Source organism: Clostridium sp. D53t1_180928_C8 (assembly GCF_015667795.1).
Taxonomy (GTDB): Bacteria; Bacillota; Clostridia; order Clostridiales; family Clostridiaceae; genus Clostridium.
This window is the reverse complement of sequence record NZ_JADPEL010000017.1, coordinates 21020-39458: the sequence shown is the minus strand read 5'-3', so window position 1 is coordinate 39458 and position 18439 is coordinate 21020. Positions and strand designations below refer to the sequence as shown.

The window sequence follows — 18439 nt, the reverse complement described above, 5'->3', positions numbered from 1 at the left end:
AATTCTTAAGATTAAGAGTTAATAAAAGTTAAGATTTAGTTTTTATAATTAAATTACAGAAAGAATCTTGGGGGAAGTAGATATGAAAATATTAATTTTAACAGGACGTTTTGGTCTTGGACATTATTCAGTATCAGAAGCTATAAAACAAGAAATAAATAATACTAATTCAAATATAGAAGTTGAGATTATTGATATATTAGATTATTTAATGCCAAAAGCAAGTGAATTTATTTATAAAAGCTTTAATGTATTAGTAACTAAATGGTCAAATTTATATAATTTTATAAATACAAATAATGAAGAAAATAATATAAAAACTTTTAATTATATTTTTGTAAAAAAAATAGATAAACTATTAGAAGAATATAAACCCAATATAATTATTTCAACTTTACCTATAAGTTCTCAATATATTTCTAAGTATAAGTCAATAAAGAGATCTAATATTCCTTTATTTACATTTATAACTGATATTTCAAGTCATAATGAATGGATTCATAAAAATACAGATTTCTATTTTGTTGGAGATATAATTATAAAGAGAAGTTTAATTAATAAAGGAATTAGCGAAAGTAAAATAATTGTTACAGGAATTCCAGTTAAACAACAGTTTAAAAACAATGTTATAGAATTTAATAAGAAAAAAACAAAAGAAATTCTTATAATGGGTGGAGGATTAGGTTTAATTTCTTTTAATGAAGATTTATTTAATAGATTAAATAATGAAAAAGGCATAAATACAACTATCATAACTGGAAACAATAGAAGTATGTATGAAGAGTTAAAAAGTAAATATAAAAATATTAATGTTATAGGATATACAAATAAAATAAATGAGTATATGAGAAATGCAGATTTAATAGTATCTAAATCAGGAGGTATAACTCTATTTGAAGCTATTTATAGTGAAACGCCAATTTATGTTGTAAATCCATTTTTAATGCAAGAAGTTAAAAATGCAAGATTTATTGAGGAAAGAAAAATTGGACAAGTTATTTGGAATGAGAAAGATGATATTACAGATGATATTTTGTCTCTTATTAATGATGATGAGTCTATAGAGATTATGAAAAATAATATGAAAAAAATTAAGGAAAATGTTAATCAAGAAGAGATTTTAAGAATTATAAATAGATTTGGAAAGGAGGCTTAAGAATGATATTTACAATTGTATTATTAATTTTAATAGTGTCATATAGCATAGTTCCTACATTTTATTATAAATTTAGGGGAACTCCTATTGTTAATGAAGTAAGCGAGAATAAGTTTTTATCACTAACATTTGATGATGGACCAGATGAAAAGTATACAAGTACTCTTTTAGATTTGCTTAAAAAATATGATATAAAGGCAACATTTTTTGTTGTAGCTAAATTTGCAGAAAAAAATCCAGCAATCATAAAGAGAATGGAAAAAGAAGGGCATACTATAGGACTTCATTCTTTAGAGCATAAAAATGGTCTTTTAAATGGACCTATATATACAAATAAAGAGTTTGAAGAAAGTTTAAAAATAATGAAAAGCTTAAATGTAAATGTAAAATCTTTTAGACCTCCATGGGGACATCTTAATTTAGAAACTATTTATAATTTAAAAAAGCATGACTTAAAATTAGTTCTTTGGGATGTAATTATAGGTGATTGGAAGGCTAATATAACAGCCGATGAAATATCAAGAAGATTACTAGAAGAATCTAAAAATAGAAGTATTATTTGTTTGCATGATGGAAGAGGGGAAAATGAAGCGCCTAAAAGAACAATTGAAGCCTTAGAGAAAACAATACCTATTTGGATGGCGGAAGGGTATAGATTTTTGAAAGTAGGAGATCTTTATGAATAAAACTATGAGTGTAAAAGAAATTTTAAGGAGCAGTATATTATTTGTAGGATTAATTGCTATTACTTTTTTTATTTTATTTAAAGATAATAGTATAGGAAATATAATAGAATCCTTAAAAAATGTTAATTTAATGTATGTGTTTTTAGGCATGGTATGTATGTTTTTATTTATTTGCTGTGAAGGAATAAATATTAGACGTATGTTGAAATTATTTAACTATGATATAAGTATTTTAAAGGGATTAAAATACTCATTTATAGGATTTTTCTTTAGTTCAATTACACCATCTGCATCTGGTGGACAGCCAATGCAAGTTTATTATATGAGTAAAGATGATATTAAAATCTCACATTCATCCTTAATATTACTTATAGAGCTTGCAAGCTTTCAGTTTGTTACAATATCTATTGCAATAATGTCATTTATTATTAATTATGATTTTATTATAAGTTTAAATACTGGAATTAAAGTATTAATTTTTTGTGGAATTATATTTAACTTTATTATGTTTTGCTTTATAGTTTTAGCTATATTTTCTAAGACGTTTATAAGTAAGATAGTAAGTATATTTTTTAAAATAGCTAGTAAAATAAAATTTATAAATTCAATAAAATTAAGACATGTAGTAGATAAAGAAGTTAAGCAATATCAAGAAAGTGCATTATTTATAAAAAATAATAAAAGTGTTATATTTAAGGTAGTATTAACAGCATTTGCTCAAATTTGTTTTATGTATAGCGTAACATTTTTTGTATATAAAGCATTTAATCTTTCAACATTTTCATTTTTCACTGTTTTTTCAATGCAATCAATTTTATTTATTACTGTATCAGCTATACCTCTGCCAGGATCAGTTGGAAGTAGCGAAAGTGGATTTTTAACTTTATTTAAGACATTATTTCCAGCAAATACTTTAAGTTCAGCAATGTTATTAAGTAGAGGAATTAGTTTTTATTCATTTGTAATAATAAGTGGATTAATTGTACTTTTTATTAAAGTATCAAAAAAAAAGGGAAATATAAGTTATTTAAATAAAAGTAAGCTTAATAATAAATTTATAATAAGTAAGTAACTATTGTATAATAATGGAGTTATTTGTAAATAATCTTGATATATAATATGTATTATGGTATGATAAAATTAAGTGAAAATGCACGAAAGTACAATATGGGAGGTGTAACCGTGAAGACTTTTTTATTTGTTTTAGAAGCGGTTTTAGGATTAATAGTTGTTATTTCAATATTAATGCAAAAGAGTAAAGCTGATGCTTTAAGCGGGTTAATTCAAGGTAGTAAAAGTGAGACATTCTTTACTAAGAATAAAGCAAAGACTAAGGAAGCTATGTTAGCTAAAGTTACTATAGTTTCAATGCTTTTATTTGCTATCAATACAGTAGTTTTAAATATAATTTAAAATATAACGTAGACCACTAAGTATTAGTGGTCTATTTTTATGTGAAAATTGAATAAAACCGCCAACTACAGTGAGAACGAAAAATTGAGTATTACTTTTTGGGAAAGTGGTGAAATTTTCACTTTGAATTTATATTACTTAATGGAGATTATATAATTAATTTTCAGTATCATAGCATCTAAGCTTTAGTTCGCAATTTATGAATATTGTGTTTAAAGGTGAAAAAGATGAATAAACTATAATATAGATATTTAAAGTACTGCTTATTGAATAAAAAAACATACATGTGGTAGTATAATAAATAGTGTGTATAAGAAAATATTGGATGAGGTTAAATATAATTTTAAACGGAGGACATTACATGGGAATAAAGGAAACATTACTTAGTTTCATGAAAGAAGAAGCGTATAGACCAATGGATATTCAAGAACTTGTTGCAGTTTTTGATATTAATTCAGATGAATATAAAGCTTTTAAGAGAGCATTAAAGGTAATGGAATTAGAAGGTTCAATAGTAAGAACTAAAAAAGATAAATTTGCAGTTCCTGAAAAATTAGGATTAATAAAAGGGAAACTTCAAGCTCATAAAAAAGGATTTGGATTTTTAATACCAGAAGAAGAAGGGGAAAGAGATGTATTTATTCCAAGTTCTTTTATTAATGGAGCAATGAATAATGATAGAGTACTTGTTCAAATTACTAGAGATGATGTTAATGGTAAGAAAAGAGAAGGGGAAGTTGTAGAAGTACTTGAACGAGCAAATAATAAAATAATTGGCATATATGAAGATAGTAGAAATTTTGGATTTGTAGTTCCTGAAGATACTAGATTAAACCAAGATATATTTGTTTCTAAGAAAGATAAAAATGGAGCGAAGCATGGTGATGTAGTTATAGTAGAGATAACTCAATGGCCAGAGAAAAGAAGAAGCCCAGAAGGAATAGTTAAAGAAGTTTTAGGACAAAAAGGAGAAAAGGGTCTAGATATTTTAACTATAATAAAGAAGCATGGTCTCCCTGAAGAGTTTCCACCAAAGGTTTTAGCATATGCAGATGGAATTTCTGAAGAAATAGAAGAAAAGGAAATTCAAAGAAGAAAAGATATTAGAAATCTTAGAATGGTTACTATAGATGGTGAGGATGCAAAAGATCTTGATGATGCTGTTTCCATAGAAAGATTAGATAGTGGTAAATATAGATTAGGCGTTCATATTGCAGATGTTACACATTATGTAAGAGAAAAGAATCCACTAGATAAAGAGGCGTTAAAAAGAGGTACTTCTGTATATTTAATAGATAGAGTTATACCGATGTTACCTAAAAAGCTTTCTAATGGAATATGTTCACTTAACCCACAAGTTGATAGATTAGCATTAAGTTGTTTTATGACTATTGATAATAAGGGAAAAGTTTGTGATCATGAAATAGCTGAAACAGTTATAAAAACATCTGAAAGAATGACTTATACAGATGTTACTAAAATATTAAGAGATAATGACGAAGAGCTTATTAAGAGATATGATTACTTAATAGATGATTTTAAAACAATGCAAGAGCTATGTTTAATTCTTAGAGAAAAAAGAATGAAAAGAGGGGCTATAGATTTTGATTTTGAAGAATCTAAAATAATATTAAATGATAACGGTAAGCCAATTGATATAAAACCTTATGAAAGAGAAATAGCAAATAGAATGATAGAAGAATTTATGCTTGTTTGTAATGAAACTATTGCTGAGCATATGTTCTGGACTAATTTACCTTTTGTATATAGAGTTCATGAAAGTCCAGATGAAGAAAAGTTAGAGAAGTTCAGAGATTTCATCTATAACTTAGGATATACAATGAAAGTATCTCAAGATATCCATCCAAGAATTCTTCAAGAGGTATTAGAAAAAGTAAAAGGTAAAAAAGAAGAAACAGTAGTTAGTACTCTTTTATTAAGAAGTATGATGAAGGCAAAATATACTCCAGAATGTTCGGCTCACTTTGGGTTAGCTGCAACTTACTATTGTCACTTTACCTCACCAATAAGAAGATATCCTGATTTGCAAATTCATAGAATAATTAAGGAATATTTAAATGGCAAAATTGATGAAAAGAGAGCTACTAAATTATCACCTATAGTTGATATAGCAGCTAAACAATCATCAGAAATGGAAAGACTTGCAGAAGAGGCTGAAAGAGAAGTTGATGATTTAAAGAAAGCAGAATATATGATGGATAGAATTGGAGAAGAGTTTGAGGGCATTATTTCTTCAGTTACATCATTTGGTATATTTGTTGAACTTCCAAATACAATAGAAGGACTTGTTCATATAACTGATTTAGATGATGATTATTATGTTTATGATGAGCAACATTTAATGTTATTAGGACAAAGAACAAGAAAAATATATAGACTTGGAGATTCTGTAAAAGTAAAGTGCGCTAAAGTTGATATTGATAATAGAGAAATCTTCTTTGATATATTAGATAGCGAACAAAACTTAGAAGAAATTGTACCAAGTGAAGAAACAGCTTCAATAATTTCAGAAGTAAAAAAAGAGTTTGGAACAAAAACAGAAGAAGAAGCTTTTGATGTTGAAGAAGGATTTGAACATGAAGAAGAGTTTAACGAGTAATTTACTTATGTTGTACTTTTAAAGGCTTCTTGATATAATTAAGAAAAACGTGTAATAAAAAGTGGGTGAGAGTATGGCAAGAGTTAAAAATAGTAATTCTTTAGCTGAAAATAGAAAAGCTCGTCATGATTATTTTGTTGAAGAAACAATGGAGGCGGGAATTGAATTAGTAGGAACAGAAGTTAAATCTATTAGAGGCGGTAAATGTAATTTAAAGGATTGTTATGCTGATATAAAAAATGGGGAAATATTTATTTTAAATATGCATATTAGTCCTTACGAGCAAGGAAATATATTTAATGTTGAACCATTAAGAGAGAGAAAGCTTTTACTTCATAAAGAGCAAATTGGTAGACTTGCAGGATTAGTGTCTAGAGATGGATATACATTAGTTCCATTATCATTATATCTAAAGAATGGAAGAGTTAAAGTTGCTCTTGGAATCTGTAGAGGTAAAAAGAATTATGATAAGAGAGATTCCATGTTAGAAAAGGCTCATAAGAGAGATATTGAACGTCAAATGAAAGAAAGAAATAGATATTAAAAAAGTAGCTCAATAAGAATTATACTTATTGAGCTATTTCTATTAATAAGAAAGTTTTATATTTTTTTCTTTCCAGCCTAAATCAAATGGCATATTTGAAATATTAAATAAATTACTATCTATTAAAGGATATCCATTAGAATCATATCCAGAAATTATTGCTTTATGGTCTGTAAAAAATGATTTATCAAAGCGTATAATATCATCTTCTTTATAACTACTAGATACTTCGTAATTAGGATTAATTTTCCTTGTATAAGGTAAAGTTAATTCAGATAATGTAAAAATATAATTATCTAAATCATCATTAAATATATCAGAATAATAATCTTTATCTATGAAAAAAGAATTATTAGATTTATCTGTAGTATAAAGAGTTAATATATGTGGAATTGTTAAAGTGAATTTATTTGAAGCAACTTGTTTGTTGTGTATATAGTTAAAAGTATAGTGTTCATCTAAATCAACAATAATTCTATTATCATTTTTAATAATATTATTTATAATTACTAATGAATTAATTGAAGTAAAAATTATAGCTCGTTCTAAAGCCCAATCCCTTAAATAAGAAATTCTTTTAAATTCATAGCTTAGAGAATATTGACCATTTGCTGAAGAAGTACCGTAATAATCATAAAGTCGTGAAACTTTACCATTTAAAAAGCCATCGTTTCTTGTATTAAAAGCTGATGTTATAAAGGTGTTTAATTCATCTTCATATGGATCGATAGAATTTTCAGGAATATTAGAATTATCAAAGTTACCAACACTAGTACTAATATTTATACTATTTAATAGTTTATTTTTAGAAACATAATTACTAGGATGTACTTTGCCTATGCAATAGAAAAAGTAACCAAATAAATTTATTACTAAAATATAATAAAATGCTTTAAATATGATATTTTTAATAGCTATTTTAGATCTATTATCTTTATCGTTTGGCATAATATCACTCCTTTAAGTGAAAATCCATAAGTAAAATTATAATGTAGTTAAAAGGTACTTATAAATAATAAATTCAAAATAAGTTTATATTATAGAAAAAGTATTATATATAGTATTATCTATTTTGAAAGAATTATTTACCAAGTTTAAAATAACAATTATTTTAATATACAAATATATAAGTGAAATTATTCCTATATAAGTAAAGCCGTAAATTTTGATTAAGTTATATATTTATTTTTTTAATAATATATTTCATAATAATAAGGGAAAAATATTAAGAATTAAGTGTGAAATTATTTAAAAAATGATAAAATAAAATAGTAGTTGATTTCAAAAATGATGGAGGAAAAAAGGTTAATGGCATTAAATATAATTGACATAGCAAACCTAGCAGGAGTATCAAAATCTACTGTCTCTAGATATTTAAATAATGGATATGTTAGTGAAGAAGCAAGAGATAAAATAAAAAAGGTACTTGATGAAACTGGTTTTACACCTCAAAGACAAGCCAAGGGGATGAGAACTAAAAAAACTAACTTAATTGGAGTAATAGTTCCTAAGATAAGTAGTGAAACACCGGCAAGAGTAGTTGAAGGAATTACAGAAATATTATCACCTAATGGATATGATATTTTAATAGCAAATACAAATTTATCTATAGAAAAGGAATTGGAATATCTTAATATATTTAAATCGAATCAGGTTGATGGAATAATATTCATGGCAACTAAAGTTACAGAAAAACATATAAAAGTAATTGAAGACTTAGAGGTTCCTATAGTTGTTGTTGCACAGGATATTCAGGAGTGTTCATCCGTGTTTTTTGATGAATTTCAAGCGGTAGAAGATATAACTAATTATGTAATTAAAAAAGGTCATAAAAAATTGGGTTATATTGGTGTATACGAAGAAGATATAGCTGTTGGACTTTATAGAAAACAAGCTTACATAAAGACTCTTGAAAAAAATAATATTAATATAGATTATAAAAATATTAAAATTGGTGATTTTAATGAGGAAAGTGGATATAGGTTAACTAAAGAAATAATGGATGGCACCAATACACCTACAGCTATTATTGCTGTTACTGATAATTTAGCTCTAGGGGCAATAGAGTATTTATTAGATAATAATTATAAGGTTCCAGAGGATATTGCAGTAGTTGGCATGGGAGATTCTAAGATTTCTAGGGTAATAACACCGAAACTTACAACAGTACATTACCACTATAAAACAGCTGGTAGAAAATCAGCAGAGATAATTTTAAAAAAACTAAATAAAGAAATAGATAAAAAAGAAAAGGTGGTAAAAAAAGTAAAGATAAATTGTTTACTAGTTGAAAGAAATAGTGTATAATATGGATATGAAAAGGTTTTAAATAGTTTTCATATGGGAATGTTCCTATATAAAAACTATTTAAAATTAAAAATAAGAAATTTATATAAAAACACTATAAATTTCCTGAATAAAATTTTAAATAAACTATAGACTTATATAAAATTAAATTATATAATCATATTGAAATTGAATTAAAACAAATTTCGACATAATTAGTAAGACAAAAATGAAAACGTAAAACAAACTATAAAAATGGTGGGAACATTACCACATTTTTAAATAAATGTTGTGGGAACATTACCACTATGCGAATAAGGCCTTTAGTACAAGGAAATTATAAGATTATAAAATTATTAAGGAGGATTTTAAAATGGGGTCTAACAAGTATTATGATGCAGCTCAAGATATATTAAAATATATCGGTGGTGCAGAAAACATTGCAAGTGCAGCACATTGTGCAACAAGATTAAGAATGGTATTAAAAGATCAAAGTTTAGCTAACAAAGAAGAGCTAGAAAAACTAGACATAGTTAAAGGAGCATTTATTAATGGAGGACAATTCCAAGTTATTATTGGACAAGGAACTGTTAATAAAGTATATGCAGAATTAATTAAAATTTGTGGAATAACTGAAATGAGTACTGCAGAAGTAAAACAAGAAGGTGCCAAGAAACTAAATCCACTTCAAAAGCTAGCTAAAACATTATCTGATATATTTGTACCAATTATACCAGCTATAGTTGCAGCAGGACTTTTAATGGGTATAATGGGAATGCTAAGCAAGTTTGGATTAGATCAATATACAAACACTTGGTGGTGGATGATGCTTGATTGGTTTAGTTCAGCAGCATTTATATTCTTACCAATATTAGTTGCTATAAGTGCAGCAAAGGTATTTGGAGCTAATCCATATTTAGCAGCAACAATCGGTGGAATTATGATTCATCCAGCTTTAATGAATGCATGGGATCAAGGTGCTGGATATGAAACTATAAAAGTTTTAGGAATAATTGATATGCCATTACTTGGATATCAAGGAACTGTGTTACCTATATTACTTGTAGTATTTATTATGTCATATATAGAAAAAGGAACTAGAAAAATTGTTCCAGAATTACTAGATATATTATTAACTCCATTAATAACAGTATTAATAACTGGATTCTTAGCTTTAGCAGTTATAGGACCAGCAGCTAATATCATTGGAGTTGGAATTAGTTCATTCTTAACATTTGCCATAACGAAGCTTGGAATAATAGCAGGACTTTTATTTGGTGGAGCATATTCATCAATAGTTATAACTGGTATTCATCATAGCTTCCATGCTGTAGAACTTGGGCTTTTAGCTGATACTGGTATAAATACATTATTACCAATTTGGTCAATGGCAAATGTAGCTCAAGGTGGAGCTTGTTTTGCAGCATTCTTATTAACTAAAAATAAAAAGATGAAAGCTGTCGCTCTTCCATCAGCAATAAGTACATTATTTGGTATAACTGAAGCAGCTATATTTGGTGTTAACTTAAGATATAAAACTCCATTTATAGGTGCAGCAATAGGTGGTGCTGTAGGTGGTGCATATGTAGTAGCAATGAAGGTTGGAATGACTGCAGTTGGTGTTACTGGTATACCAGGTATAGCAATAACAAATTCTTCATCAATGCTTAACTATATAATTGGAATGGTTATAGCAGTAGGAGTTGCATTTGCAGCAACTATGATAATGGGAATAAAAGAAGAAGCTTAATTATAAATTTAACTAAGATTTTATATTTACAATTAATAGAATAAAGTTACTTCTACGAACGCATATGAGTAGTGAATTTATTTTAAAAAGTAAGTGTTCACTATATTTAGTAAAGTTTTTAAATATACGAAGAAGAAAATGTATAAACACATTTTTTTCTTTTTTTATTATTATATGAAGGTATGAAAAGAATAAAATCATAATAAGTGGAAAATTTCATTGTTTATAGGAAATTTATGATTTAAAAGATGAAAAATAAAACATTTTTTACTTTAAGTCATTAAAATAATATATAATTTAATCAGTAAAATATTTTAATTATTACATAAAAAATAATATTAAATAGTAGACATTTAATATTGCTTTAAAATTCTATATGGCAAACTTAAAGAAATTTAAGGACGCAAAGCTATAGGGACTAAGGAAAATTTCTATGTCAGCCAGTTGCCAAAGAGTACATTATGCTTTTTGTTTTAAGTAAATAAAGTTAATTATTATATGTAAATTTAAAACGTTTACTATATATTTTAAACTATATTATTACTTATGTATATTTTAGCTACTCTTTAGGGAGTAGCTTTTTTTAATGTACATCTCTGGGAAAGTAAAAGTTTCAGGGGGGAAAATAAATGTTAAAAAGAAAATTATCAACACTAATTTTAGCTGCAACAATAACCAACTTAGTAGCTGTACCTGCTAATGTGTTTGCAGAGACATTAACACAAAACAATGTTATACAAGCTGATGAGGAAGTAGGGAAAAATAGAAGTACTGATGCTACTGTAACTAAATTTAACTTATATGGTAGTGAATTATTAGAAAGTTATAATCAAGTTTTTAAAATGGATAATTCTAATATTCAATCTATAACTAATAATGGTGGGAGATATGCAAGTAGTACTATAGATAAAGCTATAGATGGGAATTTCCAAACTCATTGGGAAACAGGAAATCCTAATAGTTCAAGCTTTACAAATGAGGTTGTAATTAACTTAAAAGAATTAACTACATTAAATAGAATAGTTTATGCAGCAAGGTCTGATGCAGGGGGAAAAGGATTTGCAGAAGAATTTGAAATATATGCAGCTAAGGATGATAGTGATGAATTCCAATTAGTAACTACTGGAGGATATAAGGGTTCAACAAGAGATGTTATAGAAATAAAATTTGATGCAACTGAATTTAAAAGAATAAAGTTTGTATTTAAAAAAGCAAATCAAGGCTGGGCAAGTGCATCTGAATTTATGTTTTACAAAGAAGATAACATAATAGATAAAATGAATAATATATTCACTAATGAGTCAAAGAATGAGTTAAGTGAGAATTTTAATACATTAGAAAAGTTAGAAGCTTTTGATATGGAAGCTAAAACACACCCATTATATAGTAAAGTAGCAGAAGATATTAACAATGCTAGAATATTATTAGAAGGGAAGTCATTAGAATTTACAGAAGCTAAAGTATCTAACTTTAAGTCATTTAATGATGAGAGATTATCTAATTATGATGAGTTATTTAAAGTTCCATTAGAAAAAATTACAAGTATAACAACTAATGGTGGATATTATGGATCTAACGTTATAGAAAGAGCTATAGATGGTAATGTAAATACTAATTGGCATTCAGGAAAACAGAATACATCTACTCATACAAATGAAGTGATAATAACTTTAAATGAACTAACTACAATAGATAGAATAATGTATACAAGCTTGGTTTCAAGAGGTTTTGCACAAGAGTTTGAGATATATGGGTCTAGAACTTCAGAGGGAGATACTTTTGAAAAAATATCATCTGGATCTACTAGCATAACAACTAAAAATACTTTGCAAATAAAATTCAAAGAGACAGAAGTAAGAAGAATAAAATTTGTATATAAAAAAGGGTATGAAAATTGGGCTTTAGCTTCAGAATTTGGATTATATATGCCAGATGAATTAGATCAAAAAATGGATATATTATTTGTAGATGAAAACATGAATGAAGTTAATCATGAATTCGAAACACCAGAAGCTATTAATAATTTAATAGAAGAAGCTAAGGGACATCCCTTTGAAAATGAGTATATTGAGAAATTAAATATAGCAAAAGAATTAATAGAGTTTGGCCAAATACAAAGTGGAACAGCTAATGTATCTAAGTTTGAACCATTCTATACAGATTACATAAATCAGTATGATGAGACATATAGAGTTAAAAATTTTAGTATAAGTAATAATGGAGGACAATATGCTAGTTCTTCAATAAAGTATGCAATAGATGAAGATGTGAATACTCATTGGGAAACAGGAAATCCAAATAGCGATTCATTTAAGAATGAAGTTATATTAACTTTAGAAGAAGCAGAAATAATAAGTCGTCTAACTTATAAAGCAAGAGTTGGAGCTAAAGGCTTCGCAGAGCAATTTAGTATATATGTATCACCGGTTGCGTCTGGAGATAACTTCCAAAAGGTGACTGAAGGGAATTATACAGTAACTAATGATATGTTAGAAATACAATTTGAAGCTATTAAAGCTAAGAGGGTAAAATTCGTATTTGATAAGGCTAGTGAAAATTGGGCATCAATTTCAGATATAAGATTATATAAAGATGATTTAGTATCTAAGAAAATAAAGGGATTATTTACCAATGGATTAATGGATACTGTTTCAGAAGAATTTAATACTATAGAAAAACTAACAACATTTGAACGAGAGGTAAGCAATCATCCGTTAGCTCCTATTTATTTAAAGGATATACAAATGGCTAAGGATGTTGTAAATGGTACACTACAGACTGTTAAAACTGTTGTAGCAGAGCAGCATGGAGATAGAAATGCACATGCAAATAGCAATTTGAAGTTTGGATTTGGTAATAATAATCAACCTACAGGAGTAGTTGCTAGAGCAGGTGAAATAATAACGGTATATGTTGATGCAGAACAAGGACAGCCATTACCACAGTTAATGTTTTCACAACAAGAAGGAAGCTTTGCAAGTTGGGGAAGAACAGTAAGTTTACATGCTGGTAAAAATGTAATAACTGTACCTGCAGTAAGTCAAAATGATGGATGGTATAGACATGATGTAACTCCAGGAGGACCTGTATACATAGTAAATCCTTATACAGAAGATCAACAAAGTAAAGCTCCTGTTATAAGATTTGCATCTGGGTGTGAGCAATTCCCTATGATGGATAAAAATACTAATGAGCAAGAATTCTTAGAACTTTTAAAGGATTATAAAGCAAGAGTTGATGAAGATAAAGCGTCTAATCCAGATGTAATGGATAGAAAAATGATAGATGTTGTAGAGGTTGTTTCAGAACATTTAGTATTTACGGGGACTGCAACAGGAGCATATGAGGCATATATAAATCAAGAATTTGGACCAATGAATACTATAAATATGTATAATGATCATATGGATATGGTATTTAAGTATTATGGTTTAGATGGTAGTAATGAAAAGAATGACATTAAGTATACTAGGGAAAATATAAGACTTGCTCAACCGTTTGGATATATGTATGCAGCTGGTGGGCATATAGGTGTGCAAGGTGATGTAATGGTAGGCATGTTAACAACTGTAGGTGGTTGGGGTGTTGATCATGAAATGGGACATAAGCTTGATGTAGGTGTTAGAACTATAGGTGAAGTTACAAATAATATGATACCTCAAAATTCATCTTATTATTATAATAAGCCGGATAAGAGAATACCATTTGAAAGTCATATTTTCAAGAATGTTATAGCAACTAATAATAATAGTTATTATAATGGTGGATATTTTGAAAACTTAGCTGTTTATTGGCAGTTAGAAATGATATATCCAGGTTATTGGGGTAAATTAAATAGGCAATACAGAGAAAATGATGTAGTTTTAGACCCGGAAAATTCAGCAAATGATAAGTTAAATCAATTAGCTAAATATTCTAGTATAGCTTTAGGATTAGATTTAAGTGAACATTTTGAAAGACATGGATTCTGGGTTTCTGATGAAACTAAGGAATTATTAAGTAAATATCCAAAGCCAAATATAAAAACTTGGTATGCTAATTATGATTATATAGAGTATAAAGGTGAAGGATTTAAGGGTAATCCAGAATTAAGTGTTAATATTTTAAATGAAAATGGAAATGTTAAATTAGCATTTAATGTTAATAATACCTATAAAAATGATGTATTAGGTTATGAGATATTTAAAGATGGTGAATTAATCGCATTTACGTCAACTAATAGTTTTGTTGATACAAATTCAAATATAGGAGAATCAGCAAATTATACTGTTATACCTTATGATAAGAAGTTAAATACGGGAGAAGGAGTAGTAGTAAACTCTTTAACTCCAAGTTTAAGTGTGCAACAACAATCAATAAGTATAAAGCTTAGAGAAGAATTTAATCCAAGAGATTTAGTTAAAGCATTAAATTATAATGGTGAAGATATAACTTCCAATGTAGTTATAAGTGGAGAAGTAAATGTAAATGAAAAAGGAATTTATCCAATAGAATATACTATTGTTGATAATGGAGTGGTGGTTACAAAAACAGTAAATGTAAATATTGTAAGTGACTATGATTATTTATCTGATACAACTTGGAGTAATGTTACAACGCAATATGGAACTCCAAGAAGAAATAGTAATATAAAAGGAAGAGTAAATGGAGAAATAAAGAATTTTGATAAAGGATTCGGAATACATGCAAATGGTAAAATAACTTATGATTTATCAAATGTAGATTATGATAACTTTGAAGCATTAGTTGGAGTTGACATGGGAATAACATCTCAAGCTAATTCAAGTATAGTATTTAAGATTATCGGTGATGGTGAAGTTTTAGCTACTACAAGTGTTATAAAACATGCAGACAATATGGTTGCTATAAATGTTCCAGTTAAGGGTATTCAAGAATTAGTTATAGAAGTTAACGATTCAGGAAATGGTAATAGTTCTGACCATGCAGTAATAGCTGATCCTAAATTAACTACAAATAATTCAAAGCCAGTTTTAACTGTTACAGATAAAGCTTATAAACTTGGAGAAATAGTAGATTTTAATGAAGGTGTATCTGCTATTGATGTTGAAGATGGAGAGTTAACTTCAAATGTTGAGATAATTTCAAATACTTATGAGGCTGGAAAACTTGGTAGATTTGAAGTTGTTTATAGAATTACTGATAGTGATAATAATGTAGTTGAAAAAGTTTCATATATAACAGTATATGAAGAACTAGCTACTGTTAAGTCAAAGTATGGTTCGTTTAATAATTTAGAAGCATACAATGAAGAGTTCAAAATACCAGCAGTTTCAGTTTCTAACAATGGTAGAAACTATGGAAGTAGTGTTATTGGTTATGCAATAGATAATAATAGAAATACACATTGGGAAACAGGAACTCCAAATAGTCTTTCATTCCAAAATGAAGTTATATTTGATTTAGGTGAAGTTAATGAAATAGATAAAATTGCTTATGCTGCTAGAAATGGTGGAAAAGGATTTGCAACTAAGTTTGCAATCTATGTTTCTACTGAAGCAGAAGGAAATGATTTTATATTAGCAGGTACGGGTTCATATAATGGAAATGTTAATGATGTTATTGAAATTGACATAGCCAAGACAGCTGCTAGAAGAGTTAAATTTAAATTTATTGAAGCAAATCAAAACTGGGCAAGTATAGGTGAGATGTCATTCTATAAAACTGATGAATTATCAGATAGAATTGCAAAAGAGTTATTTACTGATAGTAATAAGAACGAAGTTGCTGAAAAATATAATACATTAGAAAAGTTAGAGGCTTTAAGAAAAGAAGTTAGTACTCATCCAGCAGAAGAGCTTTTCCAAGGAGACTTAAATAGAGCTGAAGAGATTATAAGAGCTAAGTTCCCAAGTTTAAATGTGGGCGAAACAGAATATGTTAAATTGAGAAGTGAATATGATTTAATGTCATCTGTAAATGCAAATGACCAAGAAGATGGGGATATAACTAATAAAGTGGTGTTTAACTCAAATGATTTTACAACTAGCAAAACAGGTGAATATAAGATTTCATATACAGTAACAGATAGTGATGGAAATACGGCTAATTCAGAAAAAACTATTGTAGTTTATAGTGATTCAGAATATTTATCTGATATTAATTGGACTTCAGCAAGAACTGATTACGGCCAAGTAAGAAAAGATTTAGCATCAGGTGGAGCTAAAATTAAGTTAAGTGTAAATGGTGAGGAAAAGGTATTTGATAAAGGAATTGGAACTCATGCAAATTCAGAAATAGTTTATAATTTAGAAGGTACAAATTATAAATATTTTGAAACTTATGTTGGGATAGATAGAAATATTACACAACAAAATAATTCAAGCGTAATATTTAAGATTTATGCAGATGATGTAGAAGTTTATAATAGTGGATTAATGAAATGGGCAGATGATGCAAAATTAGTGAAGATTCCATTAGATGGAGTATCACAGTTAAAACTTGTTGCAAATAATGCTGGAAATGGTAACGCATCAGACCATGCTAATTTTGCAGATTCTAAATTCTTAATATTAAATGCAGTACCAACTCTTAATATACCAAAATCAGTATCAACAAAGGTGGGACATCCTATAGAGTTAAATGAAAAGTACTCTGCAACAGATGCGGAAGATGGTGATTTAACATCTAAGATTGAATTATCTGGAGATGTAAACTTTAATAAAGCTGGAAAATATGAGTTAACATATAAGGTTACTGATACTGATGGTAATACAGTTATAAAAACAAGAACTATTGCAGTAGTTGATATGAATGATTATACTTACTTAACAGAATATGATTGGAAGTCAACTAGTAATAGTTACACTGCTCCAAGAAAGGATATATCAATAAGTGGAAGAGCATTAAGATTAACAGATGAAAATGGACAAGAGGTATCTTATGAAAGAGGTATAGGAGCTCACTCTACTTCTACAATTGTTTATGATTTAAGCGATAAAAATTATGATTACTTTACTTCATATGTTGGAGTAGATAGACAAATGTACGGAACAGTTGGATCAGTAAGCTTTGAAGTTTGGGTTGATGGTGAAAAGAAATTTGATAGCGGATTAATGAATTCAAGAGATTCTCAAAAATATGTTGAAGTAGATATTAATGGAGCTAAAGAGTTAAAGCTTGTTGTAACAGATGGTGGAAATGGAAATGGTTCAGATCATGCAACTTGGGGAGATGCTAAGTTACATTATGCAAATGAAGGAGGTATTGAAATTAATAGAACAGAATTAGATTCTTTAATTGAAAAAATTAATAGATTAAATAGTACAGTTTATACTGAAGAAAGTTTTAACAACTTACAAGTAGTTTCAAAAGAGGTTAATAGTGAATTAGTTAATGGATATAATCAAGAAGAGATTGATAGTTTATTTACTAGACTAAATGAAGCATATCTGGGATTAGTTAAGTCTACTGACTATAGTAATTTAGAAGCAACTGTAGAAGAATATAGTAACTATAACGAACTTCATTACTTTAGAGATGCAATGGAAGCGCATAAGGCTATAATTGAAGAAGCAAGAGCCGTGTTAGCTAATAAGAATGCAACTCAAGAAGAAATTGATGCAATGATTACTAAAGTTACTGAATCTGCTAACAGATTAGTTCTTAGAAAAGATAAAGTAGAACTTGGTGAATTAATAGAGTCAGCTAAGAAGATAGAAAATATAGGATATCAATCAGTAAGATGGGGAAACCTTCTTTATGGAATAGACTATGCAACTGAAATATATAATAATATAGATGCTGAAGATTTTGAAATCTATTCTGGAAAGTTCACATTAGAATATTTTATTGATGAACTTAAATAATAAAAAGTCGACTTAGGTCGGCTTTTTATTTTATTTGTTTTTGACTTAAAAGGTGTATATTTCTAGTAAAAAAATATAGACTAAAAGTTGATAAATGATATAATTAGGTTATAAGTATAAATATTTGTGAGTTATGAGATTAATGCAGAAGGTAAATT

At 27.7% G+C, this 18439-nt stretch carries 10 protein-coding genes and 1 riboswitch; of the genes, 9 read left to right on the top strand and 1 reads right to left on the bottom strand.

The genetic code is table 11. From position 1 onward, the window contains the following. Positions 1 to 82 precede the first annotated feature (82 nt). From I4V51_RS11840 to smpB, 6 genes are all read left to right on the top strand, one after another. Positions 83 to 1156 carry a glycosyltransferase gene (locus tag I4V51_RS11840; RefSeq protein WP_195988646.1) on the top strand — a complete coding sequence of 358 codons (1074 nt, stop codon included), beginning with the start codon at positions 83 to 85 and terminating at the stop codon, positions 1154 to 1156. A 2-nt stretch (positions 1157 to 1158) separates the two neighbouring features. Next, positions 1159 to 1842, top strand: coding sequence for a polysaccharide deacetylase family protein (locus I4V51_RS11835; RefSeq protein ID WP_195988645.1), 684 nt, complete (start codon positions 1159 to 1161; stop codon positions 1840 to 1842). Then, on the top strand, positions 1835 to 2914 hold the full coding sequence (locus tag I4V51_RS11830) for a lysylphosphatidylglycerol synthase transmembrane domain-containing protein (RefSeq protein WP_195988644.1): 1080 nt from the start codon (positions 1835 to 1837) through the stop codon (positions 2912 to 2914). The genes I4V51_RS11835 and I4V51_RS11830 overlap by 8 nt, the downstream gene beginning before the upstream one ends. Positions 2915 to 3024: 110 nt before the next feature. Continuing rightward, positions 3025 to 3255, top strand: a complete 231-nt coding sequence (gene secG / locus I4V51_RS11825) for a preprotein translocase subunit SecG (RefSeq protein WP_195988643.1) — start codon at positions 3025 to 3027, stop codon at positions 3253 to 3255. A gap of 361 nt (positions 3256 to 3616) precedes the next feature. Continuing rightward, positions 3617 to 5875, top strand: a complete 2259-nt coding sequence (gene rnr / locus I4V51_RS11820; protein WP_195988642.1) for a ribonuclease R — start codon at positions 3617 to 3619, stop codon at positions 5873 to 5875. A gap of 73 nt (positions 5876 to 5948) precedes the next feature. Continuing rightward, positions 5949 to 6419, top strand: a complete 471-nt coding sequence (smpB, locus tag I4V51_RS11815) for an SsrA-binding protein SmpB (RefSeq protein WP_195988641.1) — start codon at positions 5949 to 5951, stop codon at positions 6417 to 6419. 42 nt (positions 6420 to 6461) lie between these two features. On the opposite strand, the gene I4V51_RS11810 is transcribed toward smpB, so the two are convergent. Then, the gene (locus I4V51_RS11810) at positions 6462 to 7367 is read right to left on the bottom strand and encodes a hypothetical protein (protein WP_195988640.1); all 906 of its coding nucleotides are present in this window, start codon (positions 7365 to 7367) and stop codon (positions 6462 to 6464) included. Positions 7368 to 7727: 360 nt separating this feature from the next. Here I4V51_RS11810 and I4V51_RS11805 point away from each other — a divergent pair, with 360 nt between their 5' ends. The 3 genes from I4V51_RS11805 to I4V51_RS11795 all read left to right on the top strand — a co-directional run bounded on the left by I4V51_RS11805 (position 7728) and on the right by I4V51_RS11795 (position 18281). Beyond that, positions 7728 to 8726 (top strand): LacI family DNA-binding transcriptional regulator, encoded by a 999-nt coding sequence (locus tag I4V51_RS11805; RefSeq protein WP_195988639.1) that lies wholly within the window; start codon positions 7728 to 7730, stop codon positions 8724 to 8726. A 352-nt stretch (positions 8727 to 9078) separates the two neighbouring features. Continuing rightward, the gene (locus tag I4V51_RS11800; protein ID WP_195988638.1) at positions 9079 to 10455 is read left to right on the top strand and encodes a sucrose-specific PTS transporter subunit IIBC; all 1377 of its coding nucleotides are present in this window, start codon (positions 9079 to 9081) and stop codon (positions 10453 to 10455) included. A gap of 368 nt (positions 10456 to 10823) precedes the next feature. Further along, a riboswitch (cyclic di-GMP riboswitch) is annotated at positions 10824 to 10907 on the top strand. A gap of 177 nt (positions 10908 to 11084) precedes the next feature. After that, positions 11085 to 18281 carry an NPCBM/NEW2 domain-containing protein gene (locus I4V51_RS11795; RefSeq protein WP_195988637.1) on the top strand — a complete coding sequence of 2399 codons (7197 nt, stop codon included), beginning with the start codon at positions 11085 to 11087 and terminating at the stop codon, positions 18279 to 18281. The last annotated feature ends 158 nt before the right edge of the window (positions 18282 to 18439 follow it).